Annotated in this window: 15 protein-coding genes; 9 read left to right on the plus strand and 6 right to left on the minus strand. The window is 71.9% G+C overall.

Annotated elements, in window-relative coordinates:
- Positions 1-33 precede the first annotated feature (33 nt).
- The 5 genes from AB0K80_RS09405 to uvrC form a co-directional block, all read right to left on the minus strand.
- Complete coding sequence (locus tag AB0K80_RS09405) at positions 34-2,982, minus strand: M14 family zinc carboxypeptidase (RefSeq protein ID WP_365667516.1); 2,949 nt, start codon at positions 2,980-2,982, stop codon at positions 34-36.
- 180 nt (positions 2,983-3,162) lie between these two features.
- Complete coding sequence (gene whiA, locus AB0K80_RS09410; RefSeq protein ID WP_365667518.1) at positions 3,163-4,152, minus strand: DNA-binding protein WhiA; 990 nt, start codon at positions 4,150-4,152, stop codon at positions 3,163-3,165.
- On the minus strand, positions 4,143-5,210 hold the full coding sequence (gene yvcK, locus AB0K80_RS09415) for a uridine diphosphate-N-acetylglucosamine-binding protein YvcK (RefSeq protein WP_365667520.1): 1,068 nt from the start codon (positions 5,208-5,210) through the stop codon (positions 4,143-4,145). The genes whiA and yvcK overlap by 10 nt, the downstream gene beginning before the upstream one ends.
- Positions 5,207-6,247 carry an RNase adapter RapZ gene (gene rapZ, locus AB0K80_RS09420; RefSeq protein ID WP_365667522.1) on the minus strand — a complete coding sequence of 347 codons (1,041 nt, stop codon included), beginning with the start codon at positions 6,245-6,247 and terminating at the stop codon, positions 5,207-5,209. Before rapZ ends, yvcK begins: the two co-directional genes overlap by 4 nt.
- Positions 6,244-8,613, minus strand: a complete 2,370-nt coding sequence (gene uvrC, locus AB0K80_RS09425) for an excinuclease ABC subunit UvrC (RefSeq protein ID WP_365667524.1) — start codon at positions 8,611-8,613, stop codon at positions 6,244-6,246. Before uvrC ends, rapZ begins: the two co-directional genes overlap by 4 nt.
- 561 nt (positions 8,614-9,174) lie before the next feature.
- On the opposite strand from uvrC, the gene AB0K80_RS09430 reads away from it, so the two are divergent.
- The 4 genes from AB0K80_RS09430 to AB0K80_RS09445 all read left to right on the plus strand — a co-directional run bounded on the left by AB0K80_RS09430 (position 9,175) and on the right by AB0K80_RS09445 (position 12,654).
- On the plus strand, positions 9,175-9,327 hold the full coding sequence (locus tag AB0K80_RS09430) for a hypothetical protein (protein ID WP_365667526.1): 153 nt from the start codon (positions 9,175-9,177) through the stop codon (positions 9,325-9,327).
- Between the two features lie 237 nt (positions 9,328-9,564).
- Positions 9,565-10,512, plus strand: coding sequence for a hypothetical protein (locus AB0K80_RS09435; protein WP_365667527.1), 948 nt, complete (start codon positions 9,565-9,567; stop codon positions 10,510-10,512).
- A gap of 211 nt (positions 10,513-10,723) precedes the next feature.
- Positions 10,724-11,749, plus strand: a complete 1,026-nt coding sequence (locus AB0K80_RS09440) for a LacI family DNA-binding transcriptional regulator (RefSeq protein ID WP_365667529.1) — start codon at positions 10,724-10,726, stop codon at positions 11,747-11,749.
- Positions 11,746-12,654 carry a carbohydrate kinase gene (locus AB0K80_RS09445; RefSeq protein WP_365667531.1) on the plus strand — a complete coding sequence of 303 codons (909 nt, stop codon included), beginning with the start codon at positions 11,746-11,748 and terminating at the stop codon, positions 12,652-12,654. Before AB0K80_RS09440 ends, AB0K80_RS09445 begins: the two co-directional genes overlap by 4 nt.
- Positions 12,655-12,742: 88 nt before the next feature.
- Here the strand turns inward: AB0K80_RS09445 and uvrA are convergent, their stop codons facing one another.
- Positions 12,743-15,772, minus strand: coding sequence for an excinuclease ABC subunit UvrA (gene uvrA / locus AB0K80_RS09450; RefSeq protein WP_365667533.1), 3,030 nt, complete (start codon positions 15,770-15,772; stop codon positions 12,743-12,745).
- A gap of 223 nt (positions 15,773-15,995) precedes the next feature.
- Between uvrA and AB0K80_RS09455 the strand changes: the two genes are divergently transcribed.
- The 5 genes from AB0K80_RS09455 (at position 15,996) to AB0K80_RS09475 (ending at position 20,367) form a co-directional block, all read left to right on the plus strand.
- A complete protein-coding gene (locus AB0K80_RS09455) occupies positions 15,996-16,682 on the plus strand; it encodes a maleylpyruvate isomerase family mycothiol-dependent enzyme (protein ID WP_365667535.1) in 687 nt (228 codons plus the stop codon).
- Between the two features lie 109 nt (positions 16,683-16,791).
- On the plus strand, positions 16,792-17,448 hold the full coding sequence (locus tag AB0K80_RS09460; RefSeq protein ID WP_365667537.1) for an MBL fold metallo-hydrolase: 657 nt from the start codon (positions 16,792-16,794) through the stop codon (positions 17,446-17,448).
- A 395-nt stretch (positions 17,449-17,843) separates the two neighbouring features.
- Entirely contained in the window at positions 17,844-18,731 is an 888-nt protein-coding gene (locus AB0K80_RS09465; RefSeq protein ID WP_365667539.1) for an ABC transporter substrate-binding protein, read from the plus strand.
- Entirely contained in the window at positions 18,728-19,618 is an 891-nt protein-coding gene (locus AB0K80_RS09470) for an amino acid ABC transporter permease (protein ID WP_365667541.1), read from the plus strand. The genes AB0K80_RS09465 and AB0K80_RS09470 overlap by 4 nt, the downstream gene beginning before the upstream one ends.
- Complete coding sequence (locus tag AB0K80_RS09475) at positions 19,615-20,367, plus strand: amino acid ABC transporter ATP-binding protein (protein ID WP_365667543.1); 753 nt, start codon at positions 19,615-19,617, stop codon at positions 20,365-20,367. Before AB0K80_RS09470 ends, AB0K80_RS09475 begins: the two co-directional genes overlap by 4 nt.
- Positions 20,368-20,369: the final 2 nt, after the last annotated feature.

The following is a 20,369-nucleotide window of genomic DNA, read 5'->3' on the forward strand; positions in this document are numbered from 1 at the left end:
GTTACCGGGAGTCAGTGCCCGTTGACCGGCGATTCACTCGTCCAGGGCGCGCAGCGCCTTCCTGACCAGTGCCGTGCGGTCGGCCGCGGCGGGCACGTGCTCCAGGCCGAAGCCCAGCAGCACGGTGTCGTCGGTGGTGACCGCCGCGTAGGTCTGGAACAGCGCTCCGGTGCGCGTCCAGTCCTTCCGTACGGCCGGGCTGCCCGCGGGCGGGCCGGCCGCCTTCCAGGCGCCGAGCGAGGTCTCGAAGCCCTCGGTCTCCTTCGCCGTGCCGCCGATCACGAGCGAGGCCTCGTCCGCGAGGACACCGCGGCCGCCGGTGCCCGGGTCGGTGACGTAGCTGATCGACACCTCGACCGTCTTCCCGGCGTAGGCGCTCAGGTCGAAGTTCACCTGCTGCCAGCCGCTGGAGGCGCCGGTGAGGCTGTGCCACGCACCGCTGGTGCCGGTCGCGGTGCAGCCGTCCTGCCCGACGGTGAGGTAGTGCTTCAGCCAGGGGTGCTCGCCGACGTAGAAGCCGCCCGCGCACTCCTCCGGTACGGCGGTGCTGGTCGCGCCGCCCGCCTCGGGCAAGGTGGTCCAGTCGTCGGCACCGGCGGTGTGGGCCTCCACCAGCACGTGGTCGTAGCCGGGCTCGGTGTTCCACAGCAGCCGGGTGCGCAGCGCCGGCTTGTCGGCCGCGCTCACGCCCCTGAGGTCCACGGTCCGCGTCAGGCGCTTGTAGGCGTCGTCGGTGTGCACGGCGGCGGCCATGCCGGAGCCCGCGTAGGGCCCGTACGGGTTGACCGTGCCGGCGAACCTGCCCGCGCCCAAGCTGGCGAACTGCGGGAACGTGTCCGCGGGCAGCTCGTCGGAGGTGACGCCGTAGGTGCCCGCCTTGTCCAGCGGGTTGCCGGGGGCGCCGCCGAGCGCGCCGGTGAAGCCGCCCAGCTTGCCGGAGCCGGTGAAGCCGGTGGCCCCGGGGGTGGAGGCGCGGGTGTAGGCGCCCAGGTAGTACTGGCTGAAGTCGTTCGACAGGACGCCGCCGCCCAGGTCGACGTCGCCGCCCGCCTGCTCGCCGGCCTCGATCAGCTTGCCGCCCTCGTTGAGGAAGGCGCGCAGCTGCAGCTGGGTGGCGATGCCGGGCACGCTCGCGCCGGTGTAGTGGACGACGGTGCCGAAGTGGCTGAGCACGCCGAGCGCGTCGGGTGCGCCCTGCGTGGCGACGTCCCAGACGATCGCGCGACGGCCGTTGGCCTTGAGCGCGTCGACGTACTTCTTGGCCTGTGTGGCGGCCGCGCCCTCCTCGGCGACGACGAGGACGGTCGCGCGGGGCCGCTTCGCCACGGTGTAGGTGAAGTGCTTGCTGGAGACCTTCTTGCCGCTCTTCGTCTTTCCGGTGAACCACACCTCGACCTTGTCGCCGGGGTCGCCGTCGGCGACCTTGGCCCGGTACTCGTCGAAGTACAGGTTGTCCTCACCGCCGTAGGTCTCGCCGCCCTTCCAGGGCCTGAGCGCCCTGGCCTCGGTGCGGCCGCCGTTGACGCGGTACCTCAGCTCCTTGCCGCGCACCGACTTGCGGACGACGACGGAGACCTTCTGGTCGGCGCCGCGCGAGTAGGACGTGGGGAACGCGGCCGGGGTGAAGTCGGCGGCCTTCAGGCCCACCGAGGACGACGGCCGGTCCGGGTGGGAGGCGGTCTCGGCGACGGACAGCGCGAACGGGACGTTCTTCGCGAACTCCTGCTGGATCAGCTTTTCGTCGTCCGGGAAGTTGAAGACCGAGCGGCAGTCGGACGCCTTCCACGCGTCGTTCGGGTCGGCGTCCGAGGCGGTCTGACAGGTCGACATCTCGGGGGTGAACATCGCCGTGCCGTTGACGTTCGCCGCGTGCCCGTCGGCCTCGCCGTTGGTGGTGTACAGCTCGGAGGAGACCTGCGGGTGGTAGCCCGGGACCGCGGGCTTCTCGGGCGTGCCGGCGAGGGCCTTGTAGAGGACGTCGTCCGGGGTGGGCGTGGCGACCTGCCAGCCGACGCCGTACAGGATGAGTTCGGCGGCCGAGTGGTAGTTGATGCCGTACGTGAACCCGATCCGCTTCTCGAAGGCGTCCAGGGCCCGGGTCTCCGGCTCGGAGTTGGGGCCGGCGCCGCGGTAGGTCTGGCTGGTCGGGTTGGGGGACGAGCCCTCGTCGTCGTAGCCCCACTTGTAGGCGAAGTTGCGGTTGAGGTCGACGCCGTCGCCGGTGGTGATGGCGCCGTCGCCGTTGACGTCCCGCAGGTTCTTGCGCCACAGGCGGTTGTCGTCGCCGGAGAAGGTGTAGTCGTAGCCGTCGGGGTTGGCCGACAGGACGAACCACAGCTCGGTGGAGTCGACGATCTTCTTGACGCGCTTGTCGGTCCTGTAGTGGTCCAGGTAGTGGTGCATCAGCCGGCGGGTCATCTCCGGCGTGATCCACTCGCGCGCGTGCTGGTTGGACAGGTACAGCACGGAGGGCTTGGAGCCGTCCTTGGACTTCTTCGCGCCCTTGGTGAGCTTAAGGGCCAGGATGTCCTGGCCCTTGATCGTCTTGCCGATGGAGACGACCTTGGTCAGGCCGGGGTTCTCCTGGGCGGTGCGGAGAATCTCCTCCTTCAGGCCGCCCTTCCCGCTGTACGGGCGGAACACGCCCTGGGCGGCGGCCTCGACGCGCCGTTCCGCCTTGGCGCTCAGGGTGTGCTCCCTGAGGTCGATGCCTTGCTTCTCCAGCTTCTTCGCCTGCTGGTCGGTCAGATACACCTCTACGGTGGCCGTGCCCCGGTCGGGCACCTGCTCGCCGAGTTCGTGGCCGTCCTGGCCGGCCGCCAGCAGCAGGGGCACCTGCTGCTGGGTGACGTCGGCGCGGAAGACCTTGACCTCGTCGGGATCCTGCGAGTCGTCCGGTTGTGCCTGGGCGACGGGTGCGAGGCTCGCTCCACCGAGCAGGAGCGCGCCGACAGCGAGGATCGATCTCGCTCTTCGTCTCATGAACCCCCCTAGCGTGGGTTCGCCACAGCAGCGAACAGATGCCAGGCTCATGACACTTCATGATCGAGTCAAGGGTGCGTCAACGACACGCCGACGCCGGTGCCGATCACCCAATCGGGCGTCTGCACCGGCGTCTTGACTTCGCGTCAGGTGGACTGGGGCAGCGTCAGCGGCGCGCTGTCAGCCCGCGAGGTTGTCGGCCAGTTCCTCGGTGAGGTTGGCTTCCGTGCCGGGAATGCCGAGGTCGGAGGCGCGCTTGTCGGCCATGGCCAGCAGCCGGCGGATCCGGCCGGCCACCGCGTCCTTGGTGAGCGGCGGGTCGGCGAGCGCGCCCAGCTCCTCCAGGGAGGCCTGCTTGTGCTCCATGCGCAGCCGCCCGGCCGCGGCGAGGTGCTCGGGCACGTCGTCACCGAGGATCTCCAGGGCGCGGGCCACCCGCGCACCCGCGGCGACGGCCGCCCGGGCGGAGCGGCGCAGGTTGGCGTCGTCGAAGTTGGCGAGCCGGTTGGCGGTGGCACGCACCTCGCGGCGCATCCGGCGCTCCTCCCAGGCCAGCACCGACTCGTGGGCGCCGAGGCGGGTGAGCAGCGCGCCGATGGCGTCGCCGTCCCGGACGACGACCCGGTCGACGCTGCGCACCTCGCGGGCCTTGGCGGCGATGGACAGGCGCCGGGCGGCACCGACCAGGGCGAGCGCGGCCTCCGGGCCCGGGCAGGTCACCTCGAGGGAGGAGGAGCGGCCGGGCTCGGTGAGCGAACCGTGCGCCAGGAACGCGCCGCGCCAGGCGGCCTCGGCGTCGCAGGTCGCGCCGGAGACCACCTGCGGGGGCAGGCCGCGGATCGGGCGGCCCCGGCCGTCGACCAGGCCGGTCTGGCGGGCCAACTGGTCACCGCCGGCGACGACGCGCACCACGTACCGCGAGCCGCGGCGCAGCCCGCCCGGCGCCATCACGATCAGCTCCGAGCTGTGGCCGAAGATCTCCAGGATGTCCCGCTTGAGGCGGCGGGCCGCCATCGCGGTGTCCAGCTCCGCCTCGATCACGATGCGCCCGCTCACCAGGTGGAGGCCGCCGGCGAACCGCAGGATGGCGGAGACCTCGGCCTTCCTGCAGCAGGTCCGGGTGACGGGGAGCCGGGAGATCTCGTCCTTCACCGCTGGCGTCATCGCCATGGGCCGATCCTTCCATGCATCCGAAAAATACGGTCGTACGCGGCGGCCAGCAGCTCCGGGTCGTGCCGCGGAGTCCCGTCGGTCCGGGCCACCGGCGCCAGCTCGACCGCGGCGCCGAGCCTCTTGGCGGCTTCCACGAGCGCATCGCGATCGGGCACGGCGGCCACGTCGGCCAGCACCACGTCCAGGGCGAGTTTAGGGGCGTGTCGTCCCAAAACCTCCACATGACGCTGCGGGGAGAAGCCCTCGGTTTCTCCCGGCTGCGGGGCGAGGTTCAAGGACAGCACCCGGCGTGCCTTCGTCTGCGTGAGCGCGTCCAGCAGCTCGGGCACCAGCAGGTGCGGGATCACCGAGGAGAACCAGGAGCCGGGGCCGAGCACCACCCAGTCCGCGTCCCGCACGGCCGCCACCGCCTCGGGCACGGCGGGCGGGTCGTGCGGCACGAGGTGCACGGACTGCACCTCGCCGGGGGTGAGGGCCACGGTGGCCTGGCCGCGTACGGTCTCGACGTCGTCCGGGCGGGCCGGGTCATGGCCCTTGACCAGGGCCTGGAGCTCCAGCGGGACGGCGGACATGGGCAGCACGCGCCCGTGCGCGCCCAGCAGCCGGCCCACCAGGTCCAGGGCCTGGACGTGGTCGCCGAGCTGCTCCCACAGGGCGACGATCAGCAGGTTGCCGACCGCGTGGCCGTGCATCTCGCCCTTGGACTGGAAGCGGTGCTGGATGACACGGGCCCAGGTCTGGCCCCAGTCGTCGTCGCCGCACAGCGCGGCCAGCGCCTTGCGCAGGTCGCCGGGGGGCAGCACGCCCAGTTCGTCGCGCAGCCGCCCGCTGGAGCCGCCATCGTCGGCCACGGTGACGACGGCGGTGAGGTCGCCGGTGATCCGGCGCAGCGCGGCGAGCGAGGCCGACAGGCCCATGCCGCCGCCCAGGGCGACGACCTTGGGCTGGGTGCCCCGGCGGCGCGGTCTGCCGCCCCGGGCCTCGGCGGGCCGGCCACCCCTTCCTTCGGGGATCACCTGGCGCAGCCGGCTCAGCCGTGGAGTGCGTCCCGTCATTCGCGTCCCATGTCCCGGTGGACGACCACCGTCTCCACACCCTCGGCCGCGAGCCGGGCGGCGAGCTTCTCCGACATGGCGACCGAGCGGTGCTTGCCGCCCGTGCAGCCGACGGCGATGGTCACATAGCGCTTGCCCTCGCGGCGGTAGCCCGCGGCGATCAGCTGCAGCAGCTCGGAGTACCGGTCCAGGAACTCCTTGGCGCCGGGCTGGTTGAAGACGTACCCGGAGACCTCATCGTTGAGGCCGGTGAACGGGCGCAGCTCGGGGACCCAGTGGGGGTTGGGCAGGAAGCGGCAGTCGACGACGAGGTCGGCGTCGACCGGCAGGCCGTACTTGTAGCCGAAGGACATCACGGTGGCCCGCAGCTCCGGCTCCTCCTCGCCGGCGAACTGGGCGTCCATCTTGGCGCGCAGCTCGTGCACGTTGAGGCTGGAGGTGTCGATCACCAGGTCGGCGTCGCCGCGCAGCTCGCGCAGCAGCTCCCGCTCGGCGGCGATGCCGTCGACGATACGGCCGTCGCCCTGGAGTGGGTGGGGGCGGCGCACCGACTCGAAGCGGCGGACCAGGGCCTCGTCGGAGGACTCCAGGAAGACGATCCGCCGGGTCACCCCGCGCGTGTCGAGGTCGGCGAGGGACTCGCGGAGGTTGTCGAAGAAGCGGCGGCCGCGGACGTCGACGACGACCGCGATGCGGGCCACGTTGCCCTGGGAGCGGGCGCCGAGCTCCACCATGGTGGGGATCAGCGCCGGCGGCAGGTTGTCCACGACGAACCAGCCCAGGTCCTCCAGACACTTGGCGGCCGTGGACCGTCCGGCTCCGGACATGCCGGAGATGATCACCAGCTCGGGGATGGCCGCCTCGGGGACCCCGGCTGCTTCCTTGCCCGTACTCACCTGTGCTCCGTTGTCGTGGCGTGTGTCGCGCTGTGCGCCGTGCCGGCCGGCGTGCTCGCCGGCCGGGCCGGGTGCCCTCCCGTGCTGTGGGGTGGGCGCTGTGTCGTGCTGCGCAGTGGGCGGTGTGTCGTGCTCGGTCATCTCTCCTGCCCCCGTCGTTCGTCCGGAGCCCCCGCGGACACGGGTTCCCCTTCTGGGCCCGCCGTCGTCCCGGGCCCCTCATCTTCCATGATCTCTCCGGTCGCCGTGTTGACGGCGGGGGCGGCCGGTGCCGCCTGGGCGAGGGCGGCGGCGATGGTCTCGGCCGTCTTGCGGCCTATGCCCGGCACCGCGCAGATCTGCTCGACGGTCGCGGACCGCAGCCGCTTCACCGAGCCGAAGTGCTTGAGCAGGGCCTGTTTGCGGGTCTCCCCCAGCCCGGGGACGTCGTCCAGGGGGCCGGAGCGCAGGCGCTTGGCACGCTTGGAACGCTGGTAGGTGATCGCGAACCGGTGGGCCTCGTCACGGACGCGCTGGAGCAGGTACAGGCCCTCGCTGGTGCGGGGCAGGATCACCGGGTCGTCGTCGCCGGGCAGCCAGACCTCCTCCAGTCGCTTGGCGAGGCCGCACACGGCGATGTCGTCGATGCCGAGCTCGTCCAGGGCCCGCCGGGCGGCGGCCACCTGCGGGGCGCCGCCGTCGACGACGACGAGCTGGGGCGGGTAGGCGAACTTCCGGGGACGGCCTTCGTCGTCCTTCAGACCGCTCGCGGACCCGCTGCCGAAGCCGCCCGCGGAGCCGTTACCGACGCCGGCAGCGGAGCCGTTACCGACGCCGGCAGCGGACGCGTTGCCGGGGCTGGCTGCGGATTCGCTGCCGGGGCGCCCCGCGGCCCCGCCGAGGCCACTTTCGGACCCGGTGCCGAGGCCGGCCGCGGAGCCGCTGCCGGGACGTCCCGCGGCCCCGCCGAAACCACTTTCGGACCCGGTGCCGAGGCCGCCTGCGGACCCGCCGCCCGGAACGGTGGCGGACACTCCGAGGCCGGTCGCGGACCCCCCGCCGAGGCCGTCCGGCAGACCGTCGCCGGTCGTGTCGCCGAGGTCGTCGTCCAGCCACTCGCCGCTCTTCTCCTTCTCGGCGAGGTAGCGCCGGAAGCGGCGGGTGATCACCTCGTGCATGGAGCGGACGTCGTCCTGCCCCTCGAAGCCCTTGATCTGGAAACGGCGGTACTCGCTCTTGCGGGCCAGGCCGTCCTCGAAGACGACCATGGAGGCCACGACGTCCTGCCCCTGCAGGTGCGAGATGTCGTAGCACTCGATCCTCAGGGGTGCGCTGTCCAGGTCGAGGGCCTCGGCGATCTCCTCCAGGGCACGCGAGCGCGTGGTCAGGTCGGAGGCACGCTTGGTCTTGTGCAGGGCGAGCGCCTGCTGGGCGTTGCGCTGCACGGTCTCCATGAGCGCCTTCTTGTCGCCGCGCTGCGGGACGCGCAGGGAGACGCCCGAGCCGCGCCGCCCGGCGAGCCACTCCTGGATCGGCTCCACCGGGTCGGGCAGGGCAGGGACCAGCACCTCCCGGGGGACGGCGTCGCCGGTCTCCTCGCCGTAGAGCTGTTGCAGGGCGTGCTCGACGAGGGCGCCGGTGGTGATCTCCTCGACCTTGTCGGTGACCCAGCCGCGCTGGCCGCGCACGCGTCCGCCGCGCACGTGGAAGATCTGCACGGCCGCCTCCAGCTCGTCCTCGGCGACCGCGATCAGGTCCGCGTCGGTGGCGTCCGCGAGCACGACCGCGTTCTTCTCCATGGCCTTCTTCAGGGCCTCGATGTCGTCGCGCAGCCGGGCGGCCCGCTCGTACTCCATCTCCTCGGCCGCCTGCGTCATCTGCTGCTCCAGGCGGCGGATGTACGTGCCGGTGCGGCCGGCCATGAAGTCGCAGAACTCCTCGGCGAGTTCGCGGTGCTCCTCGGCCGAGATCCGCTCCACGCAGGGCGCCGAGCACTTGCCGATGTAACCGAGCAGGCACGGACGGCCCGTACGGGCGGCGTTCTTGAAGACACCGGCCGAGCAGGTCCGGACGGGGAAGACGCGCAGCAGCAGGTCGACCGTGTCGCGGATGGCCCACGCGTGCGCGTACGGCCCGAAGTAGCGCACGCCCTTCTTCTTGTGACCGCGCATCACCTGCACGCGCGGGAACTCCTCGTTCATCGTCACCGCGAGGTACGGGTAGCTCTTGTCGTCGCGGTACTTGACGTTGAACCGGGGGTCGTACTCCTTGATCCAGGAGTACTCCAGCTGGAGCGCCTCGACCTCCGTGGACACCACCGTCCACTCCACGGACGCGGCCGTGGTGACCATCGTGCGGGTACGCGGATGGAGCCCCGCCAGGTCCTGGAAGTAGTTCGCCAGGCGCTGGCGCAGGCTCTTCGCCTTGCCCACGTAGATGACACGGCGGTGCTCGTCGCGGAACCGGTAGACCCCCGGCGAGTCGGGGATCTCTCCCGGCTTGGGGCGGTAGCTGGAGGGGTCGGCCATGTCTCACACCCTACTGGCGCCCACCGACACTCCGACGGGCCTGTGGACAACGCCCGGGGACGGGGTGGGCCGGGCGTGTGTGAAGGCGTAGGGGCAGGACAGGGCGGTGCCCCGGTCCGTCCGGTGGTGGCGGGCCGGTGCACGGTCCTCACGGCCGCTTGAGAGGGACCGGAGGCCGTGCGGCGGCCGCCGGGGGGCGGGGGCCAGGCCCGCCGGGGATCACGCCGCTGCCCGGCCCCACCCGCACGGCCCGACCCGCACGCCGGGGTCCCCTGGGGCCCACCGTCTCCCCCATACCCCAGGGGCTTGTTTCCTCCGCTCTGCCTGCCGCGGAACCCACTGTTCCGCGGATACGGACGTCCCGGTCGCGTCGCGCTTTTCCCAATCGCCCACTATGCCCCAGTGGTTACGTGCGGCCGGAAGAGGGAACGGGGGTACCCACGGCACGGCAGCGCCCGCGGGCGCCGAGCGTGCCGACGCGGACACGAGGTGTCAGTGCGGACCGGCCCGCCTCGGCGAGGACGGCCGGTCCCTGATCGAAGGGCGGTTCGGATGCGGCGGATGCGGATCGAGAAGACACGACGGCCGGTCCGTGCCCGTCGGTACACGGACGAACCCCTGGGACTGCGCGAGGCCCTCGACCCGCGCGACACCGACATCGTGCGGGCCAAGCGCCTGCGCCTGGAGGAGCAGGGCGGCACCGACCGCTCGTAGCGGATCGTCCCGCCGTCGCGGAAGTGGCGCCGCGGCGGCGGGCAGGACGGCAGCAGGTCGCTGTTGGGTATCAAGTGTTGTCGGGGCTTGGTCAACACGCTTCAATGCGGGGGGACTCGGGGCCCGAACGGGCGGCGTACGGACGTGCTCAGCCGCCCGCGTCGACGGGGGCTGCCCCGGGCACCTCTGCGAACGGCCTGACCAGCCGTTGTCGACCTTCACAGAAAGGCCCCTGCATTGCCGCACGCCACACAGCACGCGGACCTCGCCACCGCGGAACTGGACTCGACCCTGCGCAGCGGCCCCTTCCACGTCGCCCTCCGGGCCGCGATCGCCGCGCGCGGACTTCCGTTGCAGCGGGTGCAGCACCATCTGTCGCGGTACGGGGTGAAGGTCGGCGTGACCAGCCTGAGTTACTGGCAGCAGGGAGCGCGGCGCCCCCAGCGCCCCGAGTCGCTGCGGGCCGTACGGGCCCTGGAGGAGATCCTCCAGCTGCCGGAGGAGTCGCTGATCCGGCTGCTCGCCGAGCCCGCCCGGCACGCGGCGGAGCAGCGGCCCGCGGGCCGCTCCTACCGCTCCCTGGTGGAGGCCTCGGACGTCCTGGAGCGCCTGCTGACGGAGTGGGACTGCCCGCCGGACGGGGGGCTGCACTCCCTCGGCCACCACGAGCGGGTCACCATCGGGGCGCGCCGTGAGCTGGCGGGCCGGGAGTCGCACCACATCGTGCGCGCCCACCAGGACGGCGTGGACCGCTTCGTGGCCGTCCACCACGGCGACCCGGGCGCCGCGCCGGAGCGCATGGCCGTGCACGCCCTGGAGAACTGCCGTACGGGGCGGGTGCGGGGGCATCACGACACCGGCCTGCTCGTGGCCGAACTGCTCTTCGACACCCGCTTGCGGGCCGGTGACACGTTTCTCTTCCGGTACGCGGTCGAGGACGGCACGGCCGGGGTGTCCCACGAGTACGTGCGCGGCTTCGGCTCCGGGGGCGGCCAGTACGCACTCGAGGTGCGCTTCGACGCCGGGTCCCTCCCGGTGCGCTGCCACCGGTTCGCCCAGCCCTCGGCGGCGGCACCGCGCGGCGGGCGGGAGCAGCTGAGGCTCAGCGGGCGCCACCGGTGCGTGCACCTTGTCGAGCCGCGGGTGCGGTCCGGATACCTGGGGATCGGCTGGGACTGGGAGTGAGCGAGCCGCGCTGACGGCACCGGGCACCGCGGCCGTCAGGCGGCCGGCTGCGCGAGGATCGCGCCGTCCAGTCGACCCTGGCACCGAGCGGAGGCGCCAGAGGCGTGGACGTAAACGTTTGCGCAAGCGTTTACGTGCCCCCCTCCGATGCGATACCGTTCCCGCCCGGCGCGCCGGCCCGGGCGTGCGTGGAGGGAAGGAGGGGGCCGCGATGGCGACCATGGCCGACGTGGCACGCAGCGCCGGTGTCTCGGTGGCGACCGTCTCCCACGTACTCAACGAAACCCGGCCGGTGCGGCCGCACACCCGTCAGGCGGTCCTCGACGCCGTCGAGAAACTCGGCTACACCCCGAACACCCTGGCCCGCTCGCTGGTGACGTCCCGGACCCGGTCCATCGGGCTGGCGGTGTCGGCGATCAGCAACCCGTACTTCACGGAGATCCTCCAGGGCGTCGAGGCCGGTGCCCTGGAGCACGGCTACAGCCTGCTCATCGCCGACCCGCACGACGATCCCGCGCACGAGCGCACGGTCGTCCAGCTGTTGCACGAGCGCCGCGTGGACGGCATGATCGTGGCCCCCTCGGCGGATCCGCGTGAGCTGCTCGCCTACCTGGGGCGCCACGAGGTACCGGCCGTCTTCCTCGACCGGCTGGTCGAGGCGCCGCGCATCGACCAGGTCGTCACGGAGAACGCCGCGCCGACGGCCGGTCTGGTCACCCACCTCGCGGGCCTCGGCCACCGCCGGATCGCGCTGATCGCCGGACGGCCCGGGCTGAGCACCACGCACGAACGGATCACCGGCTACCGCGACGGCCTGGCGGCCGCCGGGCTGCCGTACGACGAGCGGCTCCTGGTGCACGGCCACTCCGAGTCGGCGGGCGCCGAGCGCGCCACGGTGGCCCTGCTGTCCCTGCCCGAGCCGCCCACCGCCCTGGTCACCGCCAACAACGCCATGACCATCGGCGCCCTGCGCGCCCTGCGGGACAGCGGCGTGTCCGTGCCCGAGGACATCGCGCTGTGCTGCTTCGACGACTTCGCCTGGGCGGACCTGTTCGCGCCCCGGCTGACCGCGGTCGCACAGCCCAGCAGGGACATCGGCGCGACGGCAGTACGGGTCCTGCTGGACCGTCTCGCCGAGCCGGACCGGCCCGCCCGGACCGTGCGGCTGCCCTGCGCCTTCGTCCACCGCACCTCGTGCGGCTGCCCCGAACAGCCCCGGAAAGGAACCCTCGCATGATCGTCGTCGCCGGTGAGGCACTGATCGACCTGGTACCGCAGGGCACGGGCGCCCTGGCGGCGCTGACGCCGGCGCTCGGCGGCGGCCCGTTCAACACGGCGGTGGCGCTGGGCCGCCTCGGCTCCCCCGCCGCCTTCTGCTCCCGGGTGTCGTACGACGCGTTCGGTGAGGCACTGCTGGACCGGCTGCGCGCGACCGGTGTGGACGTGTCGGCGGTGCAGCGCGGGCCCGAGCCGACCACCCTCGCGGTCGCCTCCGTCGGCGCGGACGGCTCCGCGTCCTACTCCTTCTACGTGGAGGGCACGGCGGACCGGCTGTTCACGGCGCCCGCCGCGCTGCCCCCCGGCACCCGCGCCGTGTCCTTCGGCACCTGCTCGCTGGTGCTGGAGCCGGGGGCCGGCGCGTACGAGGAGCTGCTGCACACCGCGTCCGCGCAGGGCGTGTTCACGGCGCTGGACCCGAACATCCGGGCCGGGCTGATCCCGGACCCGGACGCCTACCGGGCCCGGTTCAAGAGCTGGCTGCCGTCGGTGACGCTGCTGAAGCTGTCCGCCGAGGACGCCGAGTGGCTCGGCGGCACGCCGAAGGAGTGGCTGTCGGCCGGTCCTGCGGCGGTCGTGATCACCCAGGGCGGCGACGGGCTGACCGCTTTCACCCGGGACGGCGGTGTGCACATGGTGCCGGGCGAGCCGGTCAAGGTGGTGGACACCATCGGCGCGGGCGACACGGTCAACGCGGCGCTGCTGCACGGCCTGGCCGTACGGGACGCCCTCAGCGCGTCCGCCCTGGCCGCGCTGGGCCCGGACGGGTGGGCGGAGCTGCTGGGCTTCGCGGCGCGCGCGGCGGCGATCACCTGCTCGCGGGCGGGAGCGGAGCCGCCGTACGCGCACGAGCTGGAGGGCTGACGCCGGTTCCGAGTCAGCCTGGGGAGACCGGGAAGAACACCGACGCGCCGTACCCGTGGGGCACGGCGCGTCGGTGGCGAGGGCGTCGTCAGGCCTTGCGGGCCCGGGTCGTCTTCTTCGCGGCCGTCTTGGTGGCGGCCTTGCCGGCCGCCTTCTTGGCCGCGGTGCCGTCCACGCTCGTGCCTGCGCCGGTCCGCTTCGCCGTGGCCTGGGCGGGCACCGTCTTCCTGGCCGCCGCCTTGCGCGGGGCCTTGACCGATGACGCGTCGCTGATGCGGTCCGCGCCGAGGATCTCCCGCAGGAACTTGCCGGTGTGGCTGGCCGGCACGCCCGCGACCTGCTCGGGCGTGCCCTCGGCGACGACCAGGCCGCCTCCGGCGCCGCCCTCGGGGCCCATGTCGATGATCCAGTCGGCGGTCTTGATCACGTCGAGGTTGTGCTCGATGACGATGACCGTGTTGCCCTTGTCGACCAGGCCCGACAGCACCTTCAGCAGCTTGCTGATGTCCTCGAAGTGCAGACCGGTGGTCGGCTCGTCCAGGACGTAGACGGTGCGGCCGGTGGAGCGCTTCTGGAGCTCGCTGGCGAGCTTGACGCGCTGGGCCTCGCCGCCGGACAGGGTGGTCGCGGACTGGCCGAGGCGGACGTAGCCGAGACCGACGTCGTTGAGGGTCCTGAGGTGGCGGGAGATCGCCGGGACCGCCTCGAAGAAGTCCATGGCCTCCTCGATCGGCATGTTCAGGACCTCGGCGATGGACTTGCCCTTGTAGTGGACCTCCAGGGTCTCCCGGTTGTAGCGGGCCCCGTGGCAGACCTCGCACGGGACGTACACGTCCGGGAGGAAGTTCATCTCGATCTTGATGGTGCCGTCGCCCGCGCAGTTCTCGCAGCGGCCGCCCTTGACGTTGAAGGAGAACCGGCCCGGCATGTAGCCGCGGACCTTCGCCTCGGCCGTCTCGGCGAACAGCTTGCGGATGTGGTCGAAGACGCCCGTGTACGTCGCCGGGTTGGACCGGGGCGTGCGGCCGATCGGCGACTGGTCGACGTGGACCACCTTGTCGACGAGGTCGTCGCCGTCCACGCGCGTGTGCCGTCCGGGCACGGCCCGTGCCCCGTTCAGCTCGCGGGCCAGGTGGGTGTACAGGATGTCGTTGACCAGCGTCGACTTGCCGGAGCCGGACACGCCGGTGACGGCCGTGAACACGCCCAGCGGGAAGGACACGTCGATGTCCTGGAGGTTGTTCTCGCGGGCGCCGTGCACCGTGAGCTGCCGGGACGGGTCGACGGGACGGCGGATGTCGGGGACCGGGATGGCCTTGCGGCCCGACAGGTACTGGCCGGTCTGCGACTCCTCGTTGGCGAGCAGCTCCTTCAGGGAGCCGCTGTGCACGACCTTGCCGCCGTGCTCGCCGGCTCCGGGGCCGATGTCGACGACCCAGTCGGCGGTCTTGATGGTGTCCTCGTCGTGCTCGACGACGATGAGGGTGTTGCCCATGTCGCGCAACCGGACCAGGGTCTCGATCAGCCGGTGGTTGTCGCGCTGGTGCAGGCCGATGGACGGCTCGTCCAGGACGTACAGGACGCCGACCAGGCCGGAGCCGATCTGGGTGGCCAGGCGGATGCGCTGGGCCTCGCCGCCGGAGAGCGTGCCGGCCGCGCGGTTGAGCGAGAGGTAGTCCAGGCCGACGTCGACGAGGAACCTCAGCCGCTCGTTGACCTCCTTCAGCACCCGCTCGGCGATCTTCTTGTCGCGGTCGCTCAGCCTGAGCTCGCCCAGGAAGTCCGCGCAGTCGCTGATGGACATCGCGGAGACCTCGGCGATGGACTTCCCCATGATCGTGACCGCGAGGACGATCGGCTTGAGGCGTGTGCCCTCACAGGTGGGGCAGGGCACCTCGCGCATGTAACCCTCGAAGCGCTCCCGGCTGGCGTCGGACTCGGCCTCGCTGTGCCGGCGCTTGACGAAGGGGACGGCGCCCTCGAAGGCCGTGGTGTACCGGCGCTCGCGGCCGTACCGGTTGCGGTAGCGGACCTCGATCTGGGTCTTGTGGCCGTACAGCAGGGCCTTCTTGGCGCGCTGCGGCAGACCGCCGAAGGGGATGTCCGTACGGAAGCCGAGGGCGTCCGCGAGGGCGCCGACCAGCCGGCCGAAGTAGTCCTTGGTGTGGCCGTGCGACCAGGGGTGGATGGCGCCGTCGTCGAGGGACTTGTCCGGGTCCGGGACGATCAGCTCCGGGTCGACCTCCATGCGCGTGCCGATGCCGGTGCAGTCGGGGCAGGCGCCGAAGGGCGAGTTGAAGGAGAAGGAGCGCGGCTCGAGCTCCTCGAAGGACAGGTCGTCGTACGGGCAGTACAGGTGCTCGGAGTACATCCGCTCGCGCTCGGGGTTGTCCTCGGGGAGGTCGACGAAGTCGAGCACGACCATGCCGCCGGACAGGCCGAGGGCGGTCTCCACGGAGTCGGTCAGGCGCCGCTTGGCGGAGTCCTTCACGGTGAGGCGGTCGACGACCACCTCGATGGTGTGCTTCTCCTGCTTCTTCAGCGTCGGCGGGTTGGACAGCTGGACGGTCTCGCCGTCCACGCGCGCGCGGGAGTAGCCCTTGGTCTGGAGGTCGGCGAACAGGTCGACGAACTCGCCCTTGCGCTCCCGCACCAGCGGCGAGAGCACCTGGAAGCGGCTGCCCTCGGGCAGCTCCAGGACCTTGTCGACGATGGCCTGCGGCGACTGGCGCGAGATGGGGCGGCCGCACTCGGGGCAGTGCGGCTTGCCGATGCGCGCGAAGAGCAGGCGCAGGTAGTCGTAGACCTCGGTGATGGTGCCGACCGTGGAGCGCGGGTTGCGGGAGGTCGACTTCTGGTCGATGGAGACCGCCGGGGACAGGCCCTCGATGAAGTCGACGTCCGGCTTGTCCATCTGGCCGAGGAACTGCCGGGCGTACGAGGACAGCGACTCCACGTAGCGCCGCTGCCCCTCGGCGAAGATGGTGTCGAAGGCCAGCGAGGACTTGCCCGACCCCGACAGGCCCGTGAAGACGATGAGCGAGTCGCGCGGGAGGTCGAGCGAGACGTTCTTCAGGTTGTGCTCGCGCGCTCCACGAACGATGAGACGGTCGGCCACGCCGGTCCGCACCTTTCTTGAGAGAAGTGACAGGGGCGGGGCCCCCGTGCTTTCCCAGACTAGGGGGAGCCACTGACAACGCCGGTCGGATCCACGGGTTGCGAACAATCCCCGGCTATCCAGCATGCCCGACGCCGCGTCCGACCATATAGCACGTGCATTCGATTAGCGGCCGGGGCTCGCCACCTTCACCCGAACGTGTGGCGGAGCTAGGGTCAGCAGCATGATGGATCACGCTCATGACCTGGCGTCTGTACGGGACGCGACCGAACGGCTGCTGACCGCGCTCGGCAAGCTGGACAACGCCGCTGTGACCGAACCGTCACGGCTGCCCGGCTGGACCCGTGGCCATGTCCTGGCCCACCTGGCCCGCAACGCGGACGCCCTGGTGAACGTCCTCCAGGGCCGCCCCATGTACGCCTCCGCCGAAGCGCGGGAGGCCGACATCGAGCGGGACGCCCCGCGCCCCCTCGACGAGCAGATCGCCGACGTACGCGCCAGTGCGGACCGCTTCCAGGAGGCTGGGGCCGCCCCGGCGGACTGGTCGCGTACGGTCCGGTTGCGCAACGGGGTGACCGACGCGGCGGCCCGGGTGCCGTTCCGGCGGTGGGTGGAGGTGGAACTGCACCACGTGGACCTCGGGATCGGATACGAGCTGGAGGACCTGCCCGCGGAGTTCACCGAGCGGGAGATCGGCTTCCTCGCGGAGCGGTTCGACGGGCACCGGGACGTACCGCCCACGCGCCTGACGGACGGCACGCGCGTGTGGCGCACCGGCCGGGACGCGGACGCACCCGAGGTGACCGTCACCGGGTCGCCGGCCGACCTGCTGGGCTGGCTGGCCGGCCGCCGGGAGGGATCGGCGCTGACGGTGCAGGGCGGGGCGCTTCCGGCGCTTCCCCCGCTGTAGCGAAGGGGCGGTCTTCCGGAGCCGTTCCTCGCCGTGGCCGGGGCGGGCCCCTTTCCGTTCCGGCCGGGAAGCGGCTCCGGCGCCGCTGCCCGGCTATAGGCTGGCGGTCATGACGTACAGCGGACAGGTGACGGTCGGCGGACCTGCCGACGTGCACGAGCTCAAGGACCTGATGATCACCAAGATCGCGGTCGGTCCGATGGACAACAACGCCTATCTGCTGCGCTGCCGGGCCACGGACGAGCAGTTGCTGATCGACGCGGCGAACGACGCGCCGACGCTGCTCGGCATGATCGGTGACGACGGCATCGCGTCGGTCGTCACCACCCACCGGCACGGCGACCACTGGCAGGCGCTCGCCGAGGTCGTCACGGCCACCGGCGCCCGTACGTACGCGGGCCGGCACGACGCCGAAGGCATCCCCGTACCGACCGACGTCCTGCTCGACGACGGCGACACCATCCGGGTGGGGCAGGTAGAGCTCACCGCCCGCCACCTGGTCGGGCACACGCCCGGTTCGATCGTCCTGGTCTACGACGACCCGCACGGGCACCCCCATGTGTTCACCGGGGACTGTCTCTTCCCGGGGGGTGTCGGCAACACCCACAACGACCCCCAGGCGTTCGCCAGCCTGATCCATGACGTCGAGACCAAGATCTTCGACGTGCTGCCGGACGAGACCTGGGTCTACCCCGGCCACGGCAACGACACCACGCTGGGCGCGGAGCGCCCGCAACTGCCGGAGTGGCACGCGCGCGGGTGGTGACCGGCGGGCAGTGGTGGGCCGGCAGGAAGTGGTGGGCCTGCACAGATCGATGACCGGCCCAGGGTGGTGACCGGCCGGCCGAGGGGGGCGCGTTCTGCAACCGCGCGCCCCCACACACCCCGTGTGAAGACTCCGCACGCGCCTGCGCCCCGCGCGCGCTCCCGGCGCGTGTGGTTGCGCGGTCAACTGGTAGCAGCCACGCCCGGGATGACGGCTCCCGGGCGGACGGGCCGCCGGTCTCACCCGAATCCCCGCCCTCGACCGGCGGCCCCCGGCAGGCAACCCCCGCGTCGGCGGACAGGGAACGTTCACAAGAATGCAACACACGTTCCCACCATGCGGACTTTGCCGCCGTGACCTCGACAAACGGGCCGATCGGCTGCCAGTCTCCCGCCATGCATCCTGCTGCTCCGCGCACGTCGCGCCGTGCTGTCGCCGCCGTCACCGTCGCCCTCCTCGCCACCGCCGCCGCCTGTGCTCCGCAGCCCGAGGAGCCGGCGGCCGGCACGTCGTCCGGCTCGGCCAAGACCAGCTGCGCCAAGGGCGAGTTGGCCACCAAGACTGCGGGCAAGCTGACCATCGCCACGGACCAGCCCGCCTACGAGCCCTGGTTCAAGGACGACGACCCCGCCAACGGCAAGGGTTTCGAGTCGGCCGTCGCCTACGCCGTGGCCCGCGAGCTCGGCTACGGCAAGGGCGCGGTCGTCTGGCAGAGCGTCCCCTTCAACAAGGCGTTCGCGCCCGGCGAGAAGACCTTCGACTTCGACATCAACCAGGTGTCCATCAGCGCCGAGCGCAGGAAGGCCGTGGACTTCTCGTCCGGCTACTACGACGTGCGCCAGGCCGTCATCGCACTGAAGGGCTCCAAGGCCGCGAAGGCCAAGGGCATCGCGGACCTGAAGGACGTCAAGCTCGGCGCCCAGGTCGGCACCACCAGCCTGAACTACATCAACGACGTGGTGAAGCCGAAGCAGGCGCCGGCCGTGTACGGCAAGAACGACCAGGCCAAGTCCGCGCTGAAGAACGGCCAGGTCGACGCCATCGTCACCGACCTGCCCACCGCCTTCTACATCACGGCGGCCGAGGTCACCGACGCCACGATCGTCGGCCAGTTCGAGAACCAGGGCGGCACGCCGGAGCAGTTCGGGCTGGTGCTCGACAAGGGCAGCCCGCTCACCTCCTGCGTCAGCAAGGCCGTGGACGCCCTGCGCCAGGACGGCACGCTCGCGAGGATCGAGCAGCAGTGGCTGTCGCACGCCGTCGACGCCCCGGTGCTCAAGTGACCGTCGTCAAGGGCGTGTCCGGCCAGGAGGGCACGGAGGACGCGTACGTCCCCTCCCAGCGGCGGCTGGACCGGGAGCGCTTCAAGCGCGCCCGGGCCCGCCGCGCCACGGCGATCGCCGCGCTGTCGACCCTTGTCACCGCCGCCGTGCTGTACCTGGTCGTGGTCAACGCGCCGGGCTGGCCGCGCACCAAGGAGACCTTCTTCGACTGGGGCTACGCGCGCGAGGCGTTCCCCAAGGTGCTGGAAGGGCTGTGGCTCAACGTCCGGCTGCTGCTGGTCTGCGGCGCGGCGGTGCTGGTCCTCGGCATGCTCATCGCCGTCGCCCGCACCCTGCGCGGCCCGGTGTTCTTCCCGCTGCGCGTGCTCGCCGCCGCGTACACGGACTTCTTCCGCGGCCTGCCACTGATCATCAACCTGATGATCGTGGTCCTCGGCGTTCCCGCGCTGCGGCTGCAGGGCGTGACCGTGGACCCGGTGCTGCTCGGCGGTACGGCGCTCACGCTGACGTACTCGGCCTACGTCGCCGAGGTGTTCCGCGCGGGCATCGAGTCCGTGCACCCCTCGCAGCGCGCGGCGGCCCGCTCGCTCGGGCTCAGCAACCGTCAGGCGCTGCGGTACGTGGTGCTGCCGCAGGCCGTACGGCGTCAGGTGCCGCCGCTGCTGAACGACCTGGTGTCGCTGCAGAAGGACACCGGGCTCGTGTCGATCGGGGGTGCCGTGGACGCCGTGCGGGCCGCCGACCTCATCGTCGGGCGCAGCCTGAACTACACGCCGTACATCGTCGCGGGTCTGGTGTTCGTCGCGCTGACGATTCCGATGACCCGCTTCACGGACTGGGTGACGGCCCGGATGGACCGCCGGCGCGCCCAGGGAGGGACGACATGAGCGACGCGCCGGTGCTGCGGATGGAGGCCGTCCGCAAGACCTTCGGCGGTGCGGTGGTGCTGCGGGACGTGGACCTCCAGGTCACCCCGCACACGGTCACCGCCCTGATCGGAGCCTCCGGGTCCGGCAAGTCGACGCTGCTGCGCTGCGCCAACCTGCTGGAGGAGATCGACGACGGGGCGATCTGGCTGGACGGGGAGGAGATCACCGACCCGCGCGTCGACCAGGACGCGGTGCGCCGCCGGATCGGCGTGGTCTTCCAGGCCTACAACCTCTTCCCGCACATGACGGTGTTGGAGAACATCACCCTCGCCCCGCGCCGGGTGCACGGCGTCACCCGGGCCGAGGCGGAGGAGCGCGCGCGGGAATTGCTGGAGCGGCTCGGGCTCGGTGACAAGGCGGGCGAGTACCCGGACCGGCTCAGCGGCGGCCAGCAGCAGCGCGTGGCGATCGTGCGGGCGCTGGCCGTACGGCCCCGGCTGCTGCTCCTCGACGAGATCACCGCCGCCCTCGACCCGGAACTGGTCGGTGAGGTCCTGGCCGTGGTCCGTGACCTGAAGGAGGAGGGCATGACCATGGTGCTGGCCACGCACGAGATGGGCTTCGCCCGGGAGGTCGCCGACCAGGTGTGCTTCCTGGACGGCGGCGTGGTGCTGGAGCGCGGCACCGCCGAGCAGGTGTTCGGGGACCCGCAGCAGGAGCGCACGCGGCGTTTCCTGCGGCGGATCGTGGAGGCGGGGCGGCTGTAGGG

It is taken from the genome of Streptomyces sp. NPDC052682 (genome assembly GCF_040678435.1).
Taxonomy (GTDB): Bacteria; Actinomycetota; Actinomycetes; order Streptomycetales; family Streptomycetaceae; genus Streptomyces.